The organism is Arthrobacter oryzae (assembly GCF_003634095.1).
GTDB classification, from domain to species: Bacteria; Actinomycetota; Actinomycetes; order Actinomycetales; family Micrococcaceae; genus Arthrobacter; species Arthrobacter oryzae.
Genome location: NZ_RBIR01000003.1, coordinates 32488 through 50738, shown reverse-complemented (window position 1 = coordinate 50738; position 18251 = coordinate 32488). Strand labels below are relative to the sequence as shown.

Sequence of the window (18251 nt, the reverse complement as noted above, 5' to 3'; positions counted from 1 at the left end):
CGACACTAGTGATAGCAGAACGCCGCGACGAAGCGTTGAACTCCGCCGGCAGGAAGGCACACATGAACACCGGATTCCTGGGAGTCGGTCCGTCCGCGGAAGAGGTCCGGGCCTTCATGCCCGGCGATGCGCTGGTCGCCGCCCCGGATGTGGTGATGGACCGCGGCTTCGACCTGGCGGCCCCGCCCGAGACCGTCTGGCCGTGGATCGCCCAGCTGGGCAAGGAACGCTCCGGCTGGTACCTGCCCCGCTGGGCAGAAGCGCTGATCCCGGGCCGGCGCCGGGCCCTGCGGAGCATTGACCCGGCGCTCCAGGACCTCCGCGTCGGAGACGTCATTGCAGACTGGGGCGGCCCCGGGGCCACCTTCGAGATCGCCGCCGTGGACCCGCCACGGGTCCTGGTGCACCGCTCGCAACGCGGCGCGCTGGCTGTCAGTTGGGCGATCGTGCTGCGGCCGGTGCCGGGCGCTGGACCCCCGCGCGGTGACGGGCCAGGCGCCGGGGCAGGGACCCGGGTGCATTTCCGGCTCCGGCTCTCCGGGGTCAACCGCCGTCGTCTCGTGGAAATCGGAGGCGGCCTGTTCGACCTCCTGACCATTGCAGGACTTGCGGCCGGGCTGCGGGAGCGGCTGCGCGCCATCAGGTGAAGATGTCGGCCACGTACCTGCCGTGGGTGCGTTCCACCTCATCCATCCACGCGTCGGCGTCCGCCCGGGAGACCCCGGCCGCCTCCTGATAGATCAGGGCGCACGTATCGCGGACCTGCGGCGCCATGTGCTTGCCGTCGCCGCAGACGTAGACCGTGGCGCCCTGCCGGACCAGCTCGACGACGTCGGCCCGGTCGGCCCAAAGCCGGTCCTGGACATACTTCAGGCCGTCGTCGGGCGCGGTGGAAAAGACGGGGCGCAGGTCGAGGTTGGCTTGGTCCGCCCACGCGGCGAGTTCCGCGCGGTACAGGAAGTCGGTGTCCGGGGCCCGGCAGCCGAAGAACAGCAGAGCGGGCGCCGGCGTCGTATCCTCGGCCTCCGCCCGCAGCGCCCGGTCCTGGACGAACCCGCGGAACGGCGCCACCCCGGTCCCGGCGCACACCATGATGAGCGGGACGGCCAGGGACGGCGGCGGGTGGAAAGCCGCATTCGACGGGCGGACCGTCACCGCCACCCTTGACCCGGGTCTGGCCTGGGCCAGGTATGTCGAAGACGCGCCTTCGAAGATGCCCCGGCCCGACCACGCCGGAGCCTGGATGACGGCGAAGGTGAGGGTCGCGTGGTCGGGGCTCCACAGCGGGGAAGAGGAAATGGAATACCGCCGGGGGGTCAGCTGGGTCAGCAGCTGCAGGAACGAGGTGAATGAGAGCTGGCATGACGGATACGTCTCCAGCAGATCCAGGATGGAGACCCGCTTGTCGAGGATCTCGGCCGTGTAGCGGCCGCGGTCCTGCGCCAAGGACTCAAGCTCTCCGCGGTGGGCCGGATCCGCCGCGACATCGGCCAGGTCCTCGAGCTGCGTGCGCGTGGCGGGAACCGCAAGCTCCACGTAACTGCTCAGCAGTTCGCCCACGGCCACCGGCGCGCCCGTGGGCAGGAACGTGTCGCCCCGCTCCATGCTCAGCTGGACGTGCGAATCGTAATCGAGATTGAAACGGGCCAAGGCCCGCTGTACGAGTGCGCTGGGATTCAGCGGCAGGACGGCCAGGTAGTCCCCGGTCCGGTAGCTCATCCCCTCGGGCAGGGCGATCTCGACGTGCCGTTTGGACCGGGCGCCGGGCTTGGCCAGATCGACCAGTTCCCGGTTCGCGACGACGGTACCCAGTGCCAGCCCGTTCTGGCGCAGCAGCGGATCCCGGACGTTGCCTACAAACTGAAGTTGAAGTTGCGGCTGCGCGGTCGGCGGGCTGGTCCTCTGCCCGAGGGCTGTGTCCACCGCAGGCCAGAATCCCGCATACCACTCTTCAAAATCACCGAAGAAGTCGCCGCGGGCGTTGGCTTCGCCCCGGGCATAGATCCTCACGGCTCCGGCAGCCTCGAGCCGGGCGTCGATGGCCTTGGGCACCTCCTGGTACGTTCGCGCCCAGTCCTTGTTGCCGTTGCCGAAGACGGCGTACCGCACTCCGGCGAGGCTGCCCGGCTGCAGGCCCTCTGTCCAGGCCACGAATTTTCGGGCGTTGTCCGGCGGCTGCCCCTCGTAGGAGGACGTCACGATTGCGACCAGCCCCTCTGTGGGCAGGCCGCCGGCTGCCTGATCGAGCGGGCCGATGGTGGGGCTGTAGCCGCGCCTCCCGGCGTCGTTGGCGATGCGCTGGGCGAAGTCCTGGGACGTGCCGGCGTTGGAACCATAAAGCACCCGGATCGGGATGCCGTTGGGGGCTGCGCCCGGCGTTTCCGCCTGCCGGGCATGTTCGACGGCGGCGGGGCGCACCGTCTCGATCGGCACGTCCCGCCGCCGCACATGGATGAAGAGCCCTTCCGGCTTCATCGTCAGCGTGTGCTTGATCTGCAGTTCATAGCCGGGGTCCGCCGCGGTGATGTCGAAGCGCTGCAGGAGCTTGGCCAGGAAGAGCATGGCCTCCTGCAGGGCAAAACCCCGGCCGATGCAGGACCGCTGCCCGTTGCCGAAGGGCTTCCACGCATTGGCCGGGATTGCCGCGGCCCGTTCCGGGGAAAACCGCTCCGGATCGAAGAGGCCGGCGTCCTCGCCCCATGCCGCCTTGTCCCGGTGCAGCCGCGGGAGCAGGACCAGGATGGGCTGGCCCGCGGGGACCTCGTAGCGGCCGCCCAGCCTCGTGTCCTCGAACGGGGCCACGTTGAAGGCCGGTGCGGTGGGCCAGAGCCGGAGTGTTTCCTTGAGGATCTGGTCCAGGTACCCGAGCCGGGGAAGGTGCTCGAACCGGGCGCTCTCGGTGCCCAGGACCTCATCCACCACGGCCTGGGCTTTGGCCAGAACCGCCGGATGCCGCAGCAGTTCATAAAGGGTGAAGGAGAGCAAACCGCTGGTGGTCTCGTGCCCGGCAATGAGGAAGGTGACCATCTGATGGCGGATGTTCTCATCGGACAACCGCTCGCCGGTCACCGGGTCCGCCGCGGTGAGCATGGTGTCGAGGATGTCCTCGCTTCCCGCCGGGCTGGGATTGCGGCGCCGGTCGCTGATCATCTGCTCGGCGACCTCGAACATCAGGGCGTTGTCTTCCTCAAGCTGGTGCCGCCGGCGCAGCATGATCTTGTTCTGCACCGGGAGCCTGCGGGCCCGGCCCCCGGACTCGACCAGGGCGCGGACCATGGCCCCGACGAAGGGGTGCATCTCCTCCCGGTAGAGGCTGTTGAACCGGTATTTGAACGAGCACAGGGCGATCGTGTCCAGCGTCAGGCGGGTGGTGTTGTCCGGAACATCGATCCGGGCCGTCGGGCCGAGCCTTTCCCACTTGAGCAGGAGCTGCTCGACGATGTCATCCATCCCCACGAACATCCGCTTGAGCGCCGCCGGGCCGAATGCCGGCATCAGGATCCGGTGCGCCTTTTGCCAGTTAGGCTCCCGGGTTTCAGCGGTGAACAGGCCGTCCCCGGCGAATTGCCGCACCTCCCGGAGGGCAACGCCCAGGACCTTGCCAAAGCGGGATTCGTCGCACACCTCGTTCACGAGCTCCTGGGAGGAGATGGCGACGATGCTGCGGTTGAAGAATTGGATGCGGACTATAGGGCCGTACTGCTCGGCGACCTCCACAAGGCCCAGGATGCCTTTGCTGGAGTCGATATCAGGCAGGTTGCCCACGACGGGCCGCGGGGGAGGCTGGGGAATGGGGACACTGGGGAAAAGCATGGGCCCTCCTAAGCGGTCGCCGATTGACGCTCGTGAGCACTGTTTCCTGTGGGGATTCCTGCCGGGCGGGACGGGACCGCCCTGCCCGGATCCACGATACTCCGCACAGATCCCGGGCAATAGGGGCGATAGGTCGGGACCGGGGCGTAAGCGATATGCCGATTCAACGATCAGTGACCTTACTTTTCATTGATAGAAGTAGCAAAATATTGAGCCTGGACGTACATTGTGACAATGACCACCCTCGATGATCTTGACCGCAGGCTCCTCTCCGCCCTCCGTGAGGACGGCAGGGCCTCGGTGGCCAGCCTGGCGCGCCGGCTGGATGTTGCGCGGGCTACGGTCAACAGCCGGCTGGAGCGGCTTGTGGCATCCGGGACCATCGTCGGATTCACGGTCCGGGTGCGCGATGAGCTCGACCCGCTGGCGATTCGCGCCGTTGCTCTGATTGCGGTGGAAGGCAGGACGACGGACAGGGTTATCCGCCAGCTCAGGGGCTTTCCCGAGATCACGGCACTGCACACCACCAACGGCGGGTGGGACCTTGTTGCCGAACTCCGCACCGAGAGTCTTGTCGACTTCGACAAAGTGCTGGGCCGGATCCGGGGCGTCGATGGCGTTGTCAACAGCGAAACGAGCCTCCTGCTGAGCTCCGTGCTGCGCTAGGGATCACGGGGCCCAAACGGTCAAGTTAGCAAAATGCACAACGAGTGTCGTCATTATGCTCACTCTCACAACAAAAAGCTTGCCGTTTGGCAATTGAGACTGCATATCGCCGAATCCTAGAGTTGTGGCATCAGCAACTAACTAGAGAATGAGGAGGCGCGATGACGCGCTTTGTCGATGTCCACAACATGGTGCGCTGGGCTGCCGGACGCGGGCCGGAGACCATCATTTCCGGCATGATCGACTACGTCGAGAATGACTTCCGGCGCTGGGAGTCCTTCGACAAGACTCCCCGGATCGCCAGCCACACGCCGTTCGGCGTCATCGAACTCATGCCCACGAGCGATCACGAAACCTATGGTTTCAAGTACGTCAACGGCCACCCATCCAACCCTGCGCGTGGTTTCCAGACCGTGACGGCGTTTGGCGTCCTGGCCGACGTCCACAACGGCTATCCCACGTTCCTCACCGAGATGACAGTCCTGACTGCGCTGCGCACCGCGGCGACCTCCGGCATGGTGGCCAAGAAACTCGCCCGTGCCGGCTCGCGCGTCATGGCGATGATCGGCAGCGGAAGCCAGTCCGAGTTCCAGGCCCTCGCGTTCCGGAGCGCACTGGGGATCTCTACGCTCCGGGTATGGGACACGGATCCCGCCGCGCTCAAGAAGTTCGTGGCCAACATGGCGCCGCTGGGCTTTGACATCACGATCGCCACATCCGCGGCGGATGCGGTGCGGGGAGCCGATGTCATCACGACGTGCACCGCGGACAAGGCCAATGCCACCATCCTCACGGCGGACATGATTGAACCGGGCGTCCACATCAATGCCATCGGCGGGGATTGCCCCGGGAAGACCGAGCTTGAACCGGCGATCCTCGGACTCGGGGACGTGTTCGTCGAATACGCACCCCAGACCCGGATCGAAGGGGAGATCCAGCACATGCCGGCAGACTTTGGTGTCACGGAGTTCTGGCAGGTCCTGTCCGGCGAAGCGGCCGGACGAGTCGACGATGCACAGATCACCATCTTCGACTCGGTCGGCTTTGCCATTGAGGACTTTTCCGCCCTGCGGTTCGTGCGCGACGCCGTCGCCGGCACCGATTTCTTCGTGGAGATCGACCTCGTCGCCAGCCCGGAGGACCCGAAGAACCTGTTCGGACTCGTGGGCGCCCTTTCCCCGGTCGGCTCGTAAGCCTGCGATGTCCGTTCAAGCCCCCTCCGCCGTCGTTCTCGTGAGGCCGCACAACTTCATGCCAAACGAGGCGACGGCATTGGATAATGCCTTCCAGGCGGCCTTCCGGATCCCGGCTCATCCCGGGGACCGGCAAGCGCTGGCCGCCGCCGCCCGTCACGAGGTGTCGGGGCTGGCCGAGGCGCTGGAGGCGGCCGGCGTCACGGTGCACGTGTTCGAGGACCATGACGAAACCCGCCCGGACAGTGTGTTTCCCAACAACTGGCTCTCCACCCATGCGGGTGGCCGCATCGGGATCTTCCCGATGTGCGCCCCCAATCGCCGCCACGAGCGCCGCAGCGACATCCTGGACTTCCTGAAGACCCAGTACCGGGTGCAGGACGTCATCGATTACTCCGGGCTGGAAATGGACAGCGTCTTCCTGGAGGGAACGGGGGCCATGGTCTTGGACCACGGCTCCCGTGTGGCCTATGCCGCACGATCCCGCCGGGCCGATCCCGTGGCGCTGGAGCGGTTCTGTACGAACTTCGGCTATGAGCCCATGCTGTTCGACGCGGTTGACGCAGACGGCACCGCCATCTATCACACCAACGTGATGATGACTGTCGCGACAGACTTCGTAATGGTCGGAGTGGACCTGATCCGCTCGGCCGGACGCCGGCGTGAGGTGATGGAACGGCTTGCCGCCGGAGGGCGGGCGGTCATCGAGCTGAGCCCCTACCAGATCAGCAATTTCGCAGGCAACGCGATCGAGCTGCAAGGCGCGGAAGGCCGCGTGCTGGCGCTCTCCCGGCGGGCCATGGGAACCTTGACGGCGGAGCAGAAGGTCATCATCGAACGAAACTGCACCCTGCTGCCCGTGGACGTTCCCACGATCGAACTGGCCGGGGGGTCCGTGCGATGCATGATCGCCGGCATCCATCTCGACCGCAGGCCCGTCGCCGCCGGCGTCGGGGGCTGACCGGTCCTCTAATCGCTGAAGTCTCCGGCGTTCCGGCGGAACGTGCCCAGAATCCGGATCAGCTGGTCCACGTCCTGGTCCCCGAAGCCCGAGCGGCCGAAGACCTCGGAGTTCAGCACCGCCGTCGCCCGCTTGGCCAGGGCGCGGCCCTCCGGGGTCAGCTCGATCAGCGTGGTGCGGCCGTCCGTCGGGTGCGGCGAGCGGATCACCAGCCCGGCGTCCTGGAGCCGGTCCACGGCGTTCGTGACCGAGGTGGGGTGGACCTGCAGGAGCGCGCTGGCCTTGTTCATGGGCAGCGCACCGCTGCGGGCGAAGCTCAGCAGGGCCAGCAGCTCGTACCGGGCAAAGGTGAGCCCGAACGGCTTGAGCACGGCTTCGATCCGGCCCAGCAGAATCTGCTGGGTCCGCATGATGGCGGTGATGGCGGCCATCGGAGCGGCGACGTCGGACCAGCCGTGGCGCTCCCAGTTCAGCCGGGCGTCGGCGATCGGATCTCGCGGCAGCGGTGTTCCCACGCTCAGCCCTGCCCCTTGAGCCCGGGGAAATCGGCGTCGGAATACTCGACGCCCAAGCCGTCCGGGACGGGGCCGCCGCCGTGGCGCACTTCCTCGCTGTGGCGCAGCTCGACGCGCCGGATCTTGCCCGAGATCGTCTTGGGAAGCTCGGCGAACTCCAACCGGCGGATCCGCTTGAACGGGGCGAGGTGCTCGCGGCAGTACCGCAGGATGTCCTCGGCGAGCTCCGGGCCGGGCTGGTGTCCGGCGGCCAGGACCACGAACGCCTTCGGCACCGATAGCTTCAGCGGGTCCGGGGAGGGGACGACGGCGGCCTCCGCCACCGCCGGGTGCTCGATCAGCACGCTTTCGAGCTCGAACGGGGACAGCCGGTAGTCGGAGGACTTAAAGACGTCATCGCCGCGGCCCACATAGGTGATGATGCCGCGCTCGTCCCGGCTTGCCATGTCCCCCGTGTGGTAGTAACCGCCGCGGAAGGCCTCCGCGGTCTTTTCCGGGTCGCCGTAGTATGCCTTCATGAGTCCCACGGGCCGGGGGTCCAGGCGCAGGCAGAGCTCGCCGTCGTCGGTTTCCTCACCCGTGGCGGGGTCCACAAGCACCACGTCGTAGCCGGGGAGGGGCCTGCCCATGGCACCGATCTTGATCGGCTGACCCGGGGTGTTCGCGATCTGCACGGTGGATTCGGTCTGCCCGAACCCGTCCCGGATGGTTTGTCCCCAAGCGCGGTGGACCTGGTCGATCACCTCGGCATTGAGCGGTTCGCCGGCGGAGACCACCTTGGTGGGCGGGTTCTTGAGCAGGGTGAGGTCGGCCTGGATCAGCATCCGCCAGACGGTGGGCGGGGCGCAGAAGCTGGTCACGGATTCGCGGTCCATCTGTTCCATGAGCGCCTTGGCGTCGAAGCGTTCGTAGTTGTAGATGAACACACAGGCCTCGGCGATCCAGGGCGTGAACACGTTGGACCAGGCGTGCTTGGCCCAGCCCGGGGAAGCCACGTTCAGGTGCACGTCGCCCGGTTCCATCCCGATCCAGAACATCGTGGACAGGTGGCCCACGGGGTAGGAGGTGTGCGTGTGTTCCACCAGCTTGGCCTTTGACGTGGTGCCCGAGGTGAAGTAAAGCAGAAGTGTCTCGTCCGCCAGGGTGGGTGCGTCCGGGATGAAGTCCGTGCCGGCCGCGGCAGCGTCCTCGTAGCGCAGGGCTTCGCCCCGGCCGGCGGCGGGGCCGGCGTCGCCGTCCTGGCCGATCTGGATCAGCCGGTAGTCACCGGCGACGTCGGCGAACTTGGCGATGTTGGCGTGCCCGACGGCGGCCCAGGCCGCGCCGCCGCGCTCCACCCGGTCCTGGAGATCGGCGGGCCCCATCAGAGTGGTGGTGGGGATCATGACGATGCCCAGCTTGATGCCGGCCAGCATGAGTTCCCAGAGCTCCACCTGGTTGCCGAGCATGATGATCATCCGGTCCCCGCGCCGCACGCCCTGGCTCCGCAGCCAGTTGGCCACCTGGGACGAGCGCCGGGAGAGATCCGCGAAACTGCGCCGCGTCGCGGACCCGTCCTGCTCCACGATCACGAGTGCCGGCTTGCTCCCGGCGGCGGGGTCTGCCGCGAGCTGGTCGAACCAGTCCAGGGCGAAGTTGAATTCCTCGAAGCGCGGCCATTGGAATTCGCCGCGGGCGGCCTCGTAGTCCCCGCGCAGGGCCAGCAGCCGGTCCCTGGCGGCCCGGAATTCATCAGTCACTGTCATGGTGCACCTTTCGAAGTCTTCTGGCGCAGCCGTTCCGGGCGGTCGGTGGCACGGCGCCGTTGCCTCGGGGGTCCAGCCGGCCCGGCGCGGCGCCTGCCTAGTGATCCCCGTCACTCTGCAATATACTAGGACATCCAAGGGTTTGGAAGAGCGGCGCTGCTCTGGCGGCGCATGACGAAGGGATGCGTGCCCGTGCAGCCACAAGGAAGTGCCAGCGGACAGCCAGCGCCAGCGGAACTCAGCACAGGCACGGCGGCAGCAGTTGCCGGGGACGCCGGTTCCCCGCCGGCGCCGCCGTTTCCCGACGCTGATCTCATGTACATCGTGGACTTGCTGCCGCCGGACGAACAGCTCCGGTACCAGGAGGTCCGGGACTTCCTGCAGTCACGGATCCGGGCCGCGTCGATCGACTACTGGAACCGCGAGGAGTTCCCCTTCGGCCTGCTCGCGGAACTCGGCAAATACGGGCTGGGCGGGTTGCAGACGGACGGCACGTCCAAGCTCTTCAAGGGGCTCATGTACGTCGAGGTGGCCCGCGCGGACGTCTCCCTTTCGGCGCTGGTCGGCATCCACAACGAGCTGATCGTCGGCATGATCGACCAGCTCGGCTCCGAGGAACAGAAGGCGCGCTGGCTGCCCGGCCTCACCGCTTTCACCCAGCTCGGGGCCTTCGCCCTGACCGAGCCGGACCACGGCTCGGACATCGCGGGGGGCCTGGCGACCACCGCGCGGCTGGAAGGCGGCGAGTGGGTCATCAACGGCGCCAAGCGCTGGATCGGCGCCGGCACCATCGCGGACTTCGCCCTCGTCTGGGCACGGGACGTTGCCGACCAGCAGATCAAGGGCTTCATCGTGGAGACGGACCGTCCCGGGTACACCGCCACGAAGATCGCCAACAAGATCGGCCTGCGCATCATGCAGAACGCGGACATAGTCCTGGACGAGGTCCGCATCCCGGAAGCCAACATGCTGCCCGGCGCCACCGATTTTTCCAAGGCGAACGAGCTCCTGCGCGATTCGCGCGCCTGGGTGGGCTGGCAAGGGGCGGGCATCCAGTTGGCCGCGTTCGACGTCGCGCGGTCCTATTCGCTGCAGCGCCGCCAGTTCGGCAAGGAACTGGCCCGTTTCCAGCTCATCGCGCAGCAGCTCGCCGAAATTCTTGGCAACGCCACCGCCTCGCTGGCCCTGATGGCCCAGCTCGCGAGGATCCAGGAAGACGGCAAACTCGAGATGGTCCAGGCCGCGATGGCCAAGTCCACCACGACGCGGCTCGCACGGGCCTCTGTGGCCATGGGCCGGTCGCTCATGGGCGGCAACGGGATCAGCAGCGACTATGAGATGGGCAAGCTCTTCGGCGACGCCGAAATCCTCTACACCTACGAAGGCAGCTACGAAATCAACTCGCTGATCGTGGCCCGGGCCGTGACTGGTAAGTCAGCCTTCGTCTAGCCCGTGTGTCCTTCCGCCCCGGGTCGGGCCTGTTCTTGCCCGGCCGGGGTGGCATGGCCGTAGCGGGAGGTGCGGTTGCGGCCTGCATTCTTGGCCTCGTACAGGGCCCGGTCCGCACAGTCCAGCAGGCTGCCGGCCGCCGCGTCGCGCTGTTCGCAGACGCCGGCGGAGATGGTCAGGAACCCGACGTCCCCGAACGGTTCGGACGCGATGGCCTCCCGGGCCCGCTCCGCGGCACGCAGGGCCTCGGCGCCGTCCGTGCCCGGCAGCAGCCACACGAATTCTTCGCCGCCGAACCGGGCAACGATCTCCTCGGCCCGGGCCACGGCCCGGAGCCTCGCAGCGACTGCCGCCAGCACCACATCGCCCGTCAGATGGCCGTGGGTGTCGTTGACCCTCTTGAAGTGGTCGATATCCAAGACAACTGCGCTCAGGTGCGTCCCGCGGCTCCCGGCCAGCGCAATCTGCTCGGAGAGGTGCAGTTCCAGGGCCCGCCGGTTGGGCAGGCCGCTCAGGGCGTCGGTGGTGGCCTGGAGCTCCAGATCGGTGCGGGCCTCCGTATTGCCGATCGCGATCTCGACCAGCTCCGCGAACTGGGCCAGCCGCTCCATCATGGCCTCGGTGACGCCTGTACTGGACTTCGACGTCAGGGTCACCACGCCCCACAGGCTTCCCCGGACCCGGACCGGCGCCGCCGCGGCGGACTGGAAGCCGCCCGCGCGCATCTGCTCCGCTGCAGGTCCGCCCTCCGGCCCGTAAACGACGAGTGCAGGCTTGCCCGTCAGGGCCACCCGCACGGTGGCGGATTCGTCGTTCGGGGTGAAGATGTGCCGGCGGCTCAAGGTTGGCGGGAGCGCCGGGGCCATGGCCACGATTTCCGCCGATGACGCGCCCGTGAAACGGACCACGGCGGCGGAGTCCACGTTGAACAGCTCGCGGACAATGGCGGCGACCCGCTCGGAGATGTCGGTGGGGGCGGCGTTGCGGGCGACGGCGGTCGCGATCTCGTGAAGGGCCTCCCACACCTGCTGCTGCTGCAGGCGCTCGGTGACATCAACGGCCACCACCATGCCCGTCGCTGCCGCGGCCTCGGCCCCATCGTCGGAATAGACCGGGCCGGCCTTCAGCCGGTAAGTGCGATGGCCGATCTGCCGGCTCCAGGAGACTTCCTTGCCGGCGAGGGCTGCGCGGTAGCGCGGCTCGAGCTCGCTGGCGAGATCGCCCTTGAGCACGTCCTGGATGAGCCGGCCCTCGAGCTCTTCCGTGCGGTAGCCGAAGGTCTCCAGCTCTTGTCCCTCGGCGATCAGGTAGCGCAACTCGGCGTCGAAGAGGAGCACAAAGACGCCGGGGACGCTGCGGGCCAGGGCCCGGTACTGGTCCATGTCCCGCTGCCGGCGCCGATCGGCCAGCACCCGCTCCGTGACATCTGTGACCACGACGAAATAACCCTGCACCGCACCGTCCCGGGCATCGGGAGTGTAGGTCACCTCGGTGAAGCGCGGCTTGCCCGCGGCATCCACGAGGCTCCGCTCAAACCGCTGCGCCTCTCCGGCGAGGACCCGCTCGATGAGCGGCAGGGTCGCTTCGAAGGCCACGTCCCCAAGCACGTCCCGGACATGCATGCCGTTCAGCTGCTGCGCTTCGAGCCCGAACCACTCGCAGTAGGCATCGTTGGCCAGGCGGCTGCGAAGCCCCGAGTCCCAATAACCCACCATGGCGGGTATGCCGTTGAGGACGGCCCGCAGCTGCGCCGGGATCACCGGTAGCGGCGACGCGCCGGCATCGTCCCTGTTGAGAGGGCTCGGATTAGTCATTGCCCCAGTATCCACGGCTGGCCGCGGCATGGAAAAATCCCGGGAAAACCGTCGGGAAGACTGTGACGAAAACTCCTAGGGCATGAACCGGTAGCCGATGCCGGCCTCAGTGAGCAGATGACGCGGGTTGGCGGTGTCCGGCTCGAGTTTGCGGCGCAGCTGGGCCATGTAGACCCGCAGGTAATTGGTCTCCTTGGCGTACGCCGGCCCCCAGACCTCGGAGAGCAACTGCTGCTGCGTGACGAGCTTTTCCGGGTTCCGGACCAACACCTCCAGCATTTTCCACTCCGTGGGGGTCAGCCGGACGTCCTGCCCCTCCCGGCTGACCCTGCGCTTGCCCAGGTCCACGGTGAAGCTCTCCGTGCTGACCACCGCTTCGGGTTCGGGTTCGCTGCTCCGGCGCAGCAAGGCGCGGAGCCGGGCCAGGAGCTCATCCAGCCCGAACGGTTTGGTGATGTAGTCGTCCGCGCCGGCGTCGAGGGCCTGGACCTTGTCGTCGGAGCCGTGGCGGGCGGAGAGCACCAGGACCGGCACACTGCTCCAGCCGCGCAGCTCCCGGATCACCGCCGTGCCGTCAAGGTCCGGCAGGCCGAGGTCCAGGATCACCACCGACGGCGGCGCCTGCATGGCTTTGAGCAACGCCGTCCGTCCGTCCGCCGCCGTCGAGACCTCGTAACCGTGGGCCTGCAGGGTGATGCGCAGCGCCCGCAACAGGTGGGGATCGTCGTCGACCACCAGAACCGCACTCATGGCGTCTCCTGCCCGGTCTCCTGCTCGAACCGGGCCCGCTCGAACCGGGCCAGCGGGGGCCGGTGACTGCGCCCGGTCAGCGCCGACTGCGGCTCAAAGGCGGCCCGGTCCGGAGGGGAGTCAACAGGTGCGCCCGTGGACAGCGGCAGGGTGATCACCATCGTCAGGCCCCCGCCGGGCGTCGCCTCAGCCGTCAGCCGGCCGCCCATCGCCTCGGTGAATCCCTTCGCCACGGCCAGGCCTAGGCCCACGCCGGCGCCCTGGGCGTCATCGTCGAGGCGCTGGAACGGGCGGAACATATCCAGAACCCGTTCGGCCGGGACCCCCCGGCCGTGGTCGATGATGCGCAGCTCTCCCGCCGGACGCCCGCGGAGGGTGGCCGGGCTGAGTCCGCCGGCGGCGCCCACCACCACGATGTCCGAATCCGGGGCGTACTTGACGGCGTTCTCGACGATGTTGGCGATCACGCGCTCCAGCATGCCTTGGTCGGCGTCGATCTCGGGCATATTGGCCGGAAGCTCCACCCGCACCCGGCCCGGCGGGACGCCGTGCAGCGCGCCGGGGATCACCTCGTACCAGCGGAGGGGGCGCAGCAGCGGGCTGACCGAGTCGGAGGTGATGCGGGACATGTCCAGCAGGTTGCCGACCAGCAGGTCCAGCCGGTCCGAGCATTCCTCGATTGTGGCGAGCAGCTCCTGCTCTTCCTGGGGGGTGTATCGGACGCCGGTCCGCCGGAGGCCGCCGACGGCGAGCTTGATTCCGGCCAGCGGCGTCCGGAGATCGTGGGAGACCGCACGGAGGATGGATGTGCGCATGGTGCTGCTCTCGGCCAGGCGCATCATTTCGCGCCTGCTGGCCACGAGCTGCTGGCGCTCCAACTGGGCAGCCAGATGCACGCCGAAGGCTGCGAGGAGCCGCCGGTCGCTGGCCGGCAGGATCCGTCCGTAGAGAACCAGCCGGGTGGTTGAGTCGATCTCCTCGACGTTTTCGCCGTCGGGGCTCCCTGTGGCCTCTTGAACTGTGCCAGTGGGGATGTCACCGGCGGATGCCAGCAGCCGCCAGGTGCCGCCGTCGTGGCTGTCCTCGCTGAAAAGTGCCGCCCCGCGGACCTGGAAGACGGTCCTGGCCTGCTCGAGCAACGACTGGACGGTGTCCTCCGATCCCGCCGCCCCGCGGGTGAGATCACTGAGGGTGGTGGCCTCGGCCCTGGCGCGGGCGGCCTCCTTCGAACGGCGCGCGGACAGGTCCACCACCACAGCCACGGCAGCCGACACGCCCAGGAAGACGAAGAGGGCCAGGAAGTTCTGCGGATCGCGGATGGTCAGGTTGCCGGTGGGGGGCGTGGAGAAATAATTCACCAGCAGGCTGCTCCACAGCGCCGCCAGGACCGCGGGCCACAATCCGCCCACCAGGGCCACCGCCACGGAGCCGCTGAGCTGGACGAGCATGGCCGTGGCAACGTTCTGCTGCGGATTGAGGAACACGAGGAGCAATTGCAGCAGCGCCGGCAGGAGCACCGCCAGGAGCAGGCCCACGGCAACCCGGATCCGGCCGAGGTCGCGGGGGCGCAGGATCCCCGTGCCTTGGCCGGCGAGAGGATGCGAGACCATGTGGACATCGATGTCGCCGGAGCCGCGCACCACCCGGGTGCCGATTCCGCCGCCGAGGAGGCCGCCGAGCAGGCCCCCGAGGTTCTTGTGCCGCGAGATCCCGACGACGATTTGGGTGGCGTTGACGCTGCGGGCGAAGTCCAGCAGGGCGGCCGCCGGGTCCTCCCCGGCCACGATGTGATAGCTGCCCCCGAGGTCCTGGACCAGCCGCCGTTGCCGTTCGAGTGCCTGCGGTGACTCGGAGGCGACACCGTCGGCGGCACGCACGTGGACTGCCAGGAGGTCACCGCCGCTGACCCGGGTCAGGATGCGTGCCCCCCGCCGGATCAGCGCCTCGCCTTCGGGGCCGCCGGCCAGGCCGACCACGATGCGCTCGCGGGCGGGCCAGCTGGCTTCGATGCCCTGTTCGGCCCGATACCTGGCCAGGCCTTCATCCACCCGGTCGGCCAGCCACAGCAACGCCAGCTCGCGCAGCGCACTCAGATTGCCCAGCCGGAAATAGTTGGACAGGGCCGCATCGATTCTGTCCGCGGCGTAGATCTTTCCGTCGCTGAGCCGCTGGCGCAGCAGCTCGGGCGGGATGTCGACCAGATCGATCTGGTCGGCGCGGCGCACAACGTCATCCGGCACCACTTCGGCCGGCACAGTATCGGCCTGCACAGTATCCGCCTGGCGGACGTCGGTGACGGCACTGACGACGTCGCCGAGGGACGCAAGCTGCGCGATGTTGACGGTGGAGAGGACATTGATGCCGGCGTTGAGGAGTTCGTCCACGTCCTGCCAGCGCTTTTGGTTGCGGCTGCCCGGAATGTTGGTGTGGGCGTATTCATCCACCACCGCCGTCCCGGGGGAGCGGGCCAGGACCGCATCCAGGTCCATTTCCTCGAACTCCGCACCGCCGTAGCTGAGGTGGCGGGGTGGCAGGATCTCCAGCCCCACCATCAGGGCCCGGGTGTCGGCCCGGCCGTGGTCGAGTGCGAACGCCACGGCAACGTCCTCGCCGCGTTCGCCGAGCCGGTGGGCTTCCTCCAGCATCTCGTAGGTCTTGCCCACTCCGGGCGCGGCCCCCAGGAAGATCCGCAGCGTTCCACGTGCCATGTCGTCATTCTGTCACTTGCAGGCGGGCGCAAGCGATGCGAGGGCAACCCCGAACAGAAGGTTTAACGCATCCTTGACGGTGAAGCCCCGGATCCTGACGTGGCCGTAGGTGTGCTCCCACTCTGCGCGGGGGCGGGGCCTTGACCGGCGGCGTTAAGGGGCCGCGTTAAGGAAGCATCAGGATTGTTCCCCGGACGGCCTGGCCGGCCGCAGGCGCTGATACTGTCGCGGACGGAAGCGGCGCGGTGCGTCGTGTGGAAAGGACACTATGACCACGCTCAGCCGGCCCCCGGCAGACCCCTCGACGCAACGGCCCGGCTCGGGGGAACACTTCAGGACCTGGCTGCTGTTTGGGCTCCAGGACGCCAAGGGAATCCACCAGGGTCCAGGGGCTGTGAGTGACAGCCATCTGAAAAGGCACACCTGGTGGCAGGTCATGTGCCTGACCGGCGTGGACTACTTCTCCACCCTGGGCTACCAGCCCGCCATCGCCGCGCTCGCGGCCGGCGTGATTTCGCCGCTGGCCACCTTGGTCCTGGTGGCTGTGACATTGCTCGGCGCGCTGCCCGTGTACCGGCGGGTCGCCGGCGAAAGCCCGCGCGGTGAAGGGTCCATCGCCATGCTGGAACGGCTCCTGCCGCGCTGGGGCGGAAAACTCCTCGTCCTGGTGCTTCTGGGATTCGCGGCCACGGACTTCATGATCACCATGACGCTCTCCGCCGCCGACGCCACCGCCCACGCCATCGAAAACCCTTTCGCCCCCGCGTGGATGCAGGGCCAGAACGTGCCGGTCACCCTCGTCCTGCTGGCCCTGCTCTCGGCGGTGTTCCTGCGCGGGTTCAAGGAGGCCATCGGCGTCGCCGTCGTGCTCGTGGGGATCTACCTCGGGCTGAATGTCATCGTGGTTGTCACCACCATCTTCGAGGTCTTCCGTCACCCGGTCGCCGTCGACAACTGGTGGCTGGCCCTGACCACCCAACACGGAAACCCGCTGATGGTGGTGGGCATCGCCCTGCTCGTCTTCCCGAAGCTGGCCCTGGGCCTGTCCGGCTTCGAGACCGGCGTCGCGGTCATGCCGCAGATCCGCGGCCATGCCTCGGATACCGAGGAGGACCCCGCGGGCCGGATCAAGGGCGCTCGGCGGCTGCTGACCACCGCCGCCGTCATCATGAGTGCGTTCCTTGTGACCACCAGCTTCACCACCGTGGTGCTCATCCCGGAACAGGAGTTCCAGCCGGGCGGCCAGGCGAACGGCCGCGCCCTGGCCTACCTCGCCCACGAGTACCTTGGCGCTGGCTTCGGCACCGTCTACGACCTCAGCACCATCGCTATCCTCTGGTTTGCCGGCGCCTCCGCCATGGCCGGGCTCCTGAACCTCGTGCCCCGGTACCTGCCCCGGTACGGCATGGCGCCGGAGTGGGCCCGCGCGGTCCGTCCCCTCGTCCTGGTGTTCACACTGGTCGGGTTCCTGATCACCTGGCTGTTCAACGCCGACGTCGACGCCCAGGGCGGTGCCTACGCCACCGGCGTCCTGGTCCTGATGACCTCCGCGGCGGTTGCCGTGGCGCTCTCCGCCCGGCGCCGGAAACAGCGCAAACGCACCGTCGGCTTCGGGATCATCGCCGTCGTGTTCATCTACACCACGGTGGCGAACATCTTTGAACGGCCCGAAGGCATCCGGATCGCCGCGCTCTTCATCGTCGGGATCATCGTCATTTCCCTGCTCTCGCGCATCCGTCGCTCCTTCGAGCTGCACGCCACCCACGTGCGCATGGACACCCCGGCCCTGGAATTCCTGGCCGCCAACGAAACCGGACCGATCGCGATCATCGCCCACGAGCCGCGGCGGCTCAGCGCTGAGGCGTACCGGGACAAACTGACCTCCGCGATCGAGGTCAGCCACCTGCCGGTGGACTACCAGGCAGTGTTCCTGGAAGTGGTGGTGGACGACTCCTCGGACTTCGAGACCGAGCTCGAGGTACGCGGGGTGACCCGGCACGGGTATCAGATCCTGGAGGTCCACGGGCCCGTGGTGCCGAACACCATCGCCTCCGTGCTCCTGCACATCCGGGACGTCACCGGCCTGATGCCGCACATCTATTTCCGCTGGACCGAGGGCAACCCGGTCAGCAATCTGCTGCGCTTCCTCGTCCTCGGGGAAGGCGAAATCGCCCCCGTCACCCGCGAAGTGCTCCGGGAAGCCGAACCCGACGTGACCAAACGGCCCTGGGTCCACGTCGGCTAAGCGCCGACGCCGGACCCGCGCCCGGATGCACGCCGGGAACACAAACGCCCCTTACGGAAGAATCCTCCGTAAGGGGCGTTGTGGTCTTCGGGGAATGTGTCCCGGCCGGGCGGCCGGGACTTTATCCTGTGTACTTAGAGCGGGCGGATGTTCTCTGCCTGCGGGCCCTTCGGGCCCTGCGTGACGTCGAATTCAACCTTCTGGTTCTCGTCCAGCGAGCGGTAGCCGCTCGTGGCGATTGCCGAGTAGTGGGCGAAAACGTCGGCCGACCCGTCATCCGGGGCAATGAAGCCAAAACCCTTTTCGGCGTTGAACCATTTAACTGTGCCTGTAGCCATGCCTTTATCCTTCTGAAATGCTGCTGATCTCCGGCGGCCATAAGGCCAACGGCT

Annotated in this window: 13 protein-coding genes; 6 read left to right on the top strand and 7 right to left on the bottom strand. The window is 67.8% G+C overall.

Annotated features, from left to right (window positions below):
• Positions 1–62: 62 nt before the first annotated feature.
• The gene (locus C8D78_RS07865) at positions 63–647 is read left to right on the top strand and encodes a hypothetical protein (protein WP_120951991.1); all 585 of its coding nucleotides are present in this window, start codon (positions 63–65) and stop codon (positions 645–647) included.
• Here C8D78_RS07865 and C8D78_RS07860 read toward each other — a convergent pair.
• Entirely contained in the window at positions 640–3813 is a 3174-nt protein-coding gene (locus tag C8D78_RS07860) for a bifunctional cytochrome P450/NADPH--P450 reductase (protein WP_120951987.1), read from the bottom strand. The genes C8D78_RS07865 and C8D78_RS07860 overlap by 8 nt on opposite strands.
• Before the next feature lie 234 nt (positions 3814–4047).
• Here C8D78_RS07860 and C8D78_RS07855 point away from each other — a divergent pair, with 234 nt between their 5' ends.
• The 3 genes from C8D78_RS07855 to ctlX all read left to right on the top strand — a co-directional run bounded on the left by C8D78_RS07855 (position 4048) and on the right by ctlX (position 6633).
• Complete coding sequence (locus tag C8D78_RS07855) at positions 4048–4479, top strand: Lrp/AsnC family transcriptional regulator (protein ID WP_120951984.1); 432 nt, start codon at positions 4048–4050, stop codon at positions 4477–4479.
• Between the two features lie 161 nt (positions 4480–4640).
• The gene (locus C8D78_RS07850; RefSeq protein WP_120951981.1) at positions 4641–5672 is read left to right on the top strand and encodes an ornithine cyclodeaminase; all 1032 of its coding nucleotides are present in this window, start codon (positions 4641–4643) and stop codon (positions 5670–5672) included.
• A 7-nt stretch (positions 5673–5679) separates the two neighbouring features.
• Entirely contained in the window at positions 5680–6633 is a 954-nt protein-coding gene (gene ctlX, locus C8D78_RS07845) for a citrulline utilization hydrolase CtlX (protein ID WP_120951978.1), read from the top strand.
• Positions 6634–6641: 8 nt separating this feature from the next.
• Here ctlX and C8D78_RS07840 read toward each other — a convergent pair whose 3' ends face one another.
• Together C8D78_RS07840 and C8D78_RS07835 are read right to left on the bottom strand one after the other, a co-directional pair.
• Positions 6642–7148 carry a MarR family winged helix-turn-helix transcriptional regulator gene (locus C8D78_RS07840; RefSeq protein WP_120951975.1) on the bottom strand — a complete coding sequence of 169 codons (507 nt, stop codon included), beginning with the start codon at positions 7146–7148 and terminating at the stop codon, positions 6642–6644.
• 2 nt (positions 7149–7150) lie between these two features.
• Positions 7151–8893, bottom strand: coding sequence for an AMP-binding protein (locus tag C8D78_RS07835; RefSeq protein ID WP_120951972.1), 1743 nt, complete (start codon positions 8891–8893; stop codon positions 7151–7153).
• Between the two features lie 315 nt (positions 8894–9208).
• Here C8D78_RS07835 and C8D78_RS07830 point away from each other — a divergent pair, with 315 nt between their 5' ends.
• Positions 9209–10342: an acyl-CoA dehydrogenase family protein gene (locus tag C8D78_RS07830; protein WP_120951971.1), complete on the top strand. Its 1134-nt coding sequence runs from the start codon at positions 9209–9211 to the stop codon at positions 10340–10342.
• On the opposite strand, the gene C8D78_RS07825 is transcribed toward C8D78_RS07830, so the two are convergent.
• The 3 genes from C8D78_RS07825 to C8D78_RS07815 form a co-directional block, all read right to left on the bottom strand.
• Positions 10339–12156 (bottom strand): sensor domain-containing diguanylate cyclase, encoded by a 1818-nt coding sequence (locus tag C8D78_RS07825; protein ID WP_167467879.1) that lies wholly within the window; start codon positions 12154–12156, stop codon positions 10339–10341. The two genes, C8D78_RS07830 and C8D78_RS07825, sit on opposite strands and share 4 nt — an antisense overlap.
• A 75-nt stretch (positions 12157–12231) precedes the next feature.
• Complete coding sequence (locus C8D78_RS07820; RefSeq protein ID WP_120951965.1) at positions 12232–12906, bottom strand: response regulator; 675 nt, start codon at positions 12904–12906, stop codon at positions 12232–12234.
• The gene (locus C8D78_RS07815; protein WP_120951962.1) at positions 12903–15614 is read right to left on the bottom strand and encodes a DUF4118 domain-containing protein; all 2712 of its coding nucleotides are present in this window, start codon (positions 15612–15614) and stop codon (positions 12903–12905) included. Before C8D78_RS07815 ends, C8D78_RS07820 begins: the two co-directional genes overlap by 4 nt.
• Before the next feature lie 268 nt (positions 15615–15882).
• Between C8D78_RS07815 and C8D78_RS07810 the strand changes: the two genes are divergently transcribed.
• A complete protein-coding gene (locus tag C8D78_RS07810) occupies positions 15883–17859 on the top strand; it encodes an APC family permease (RefSeq protein WP_120951959.1) in 1977 nt (658 codons plus the stop codon).
• A 134-nt stretch (positions 17860–17993) separates the two neighbouring features.
• On the opposite strand, the gene C8D78_RS07805 is transcribed toward C8D78_RS07810, so the two are convergent.
• Complete coding sequence (locus C8D78_RS07805) at positions 17994–18197, bottom strand: cold-shock protein (RefSeq protein WP_009357211.1); 204 nt, start codon at positions 18195–18197, stop codon at positions 17994–17996.
• Between the last annotated feature and the right edge of the window lie 54 nt (positions 18198–18251).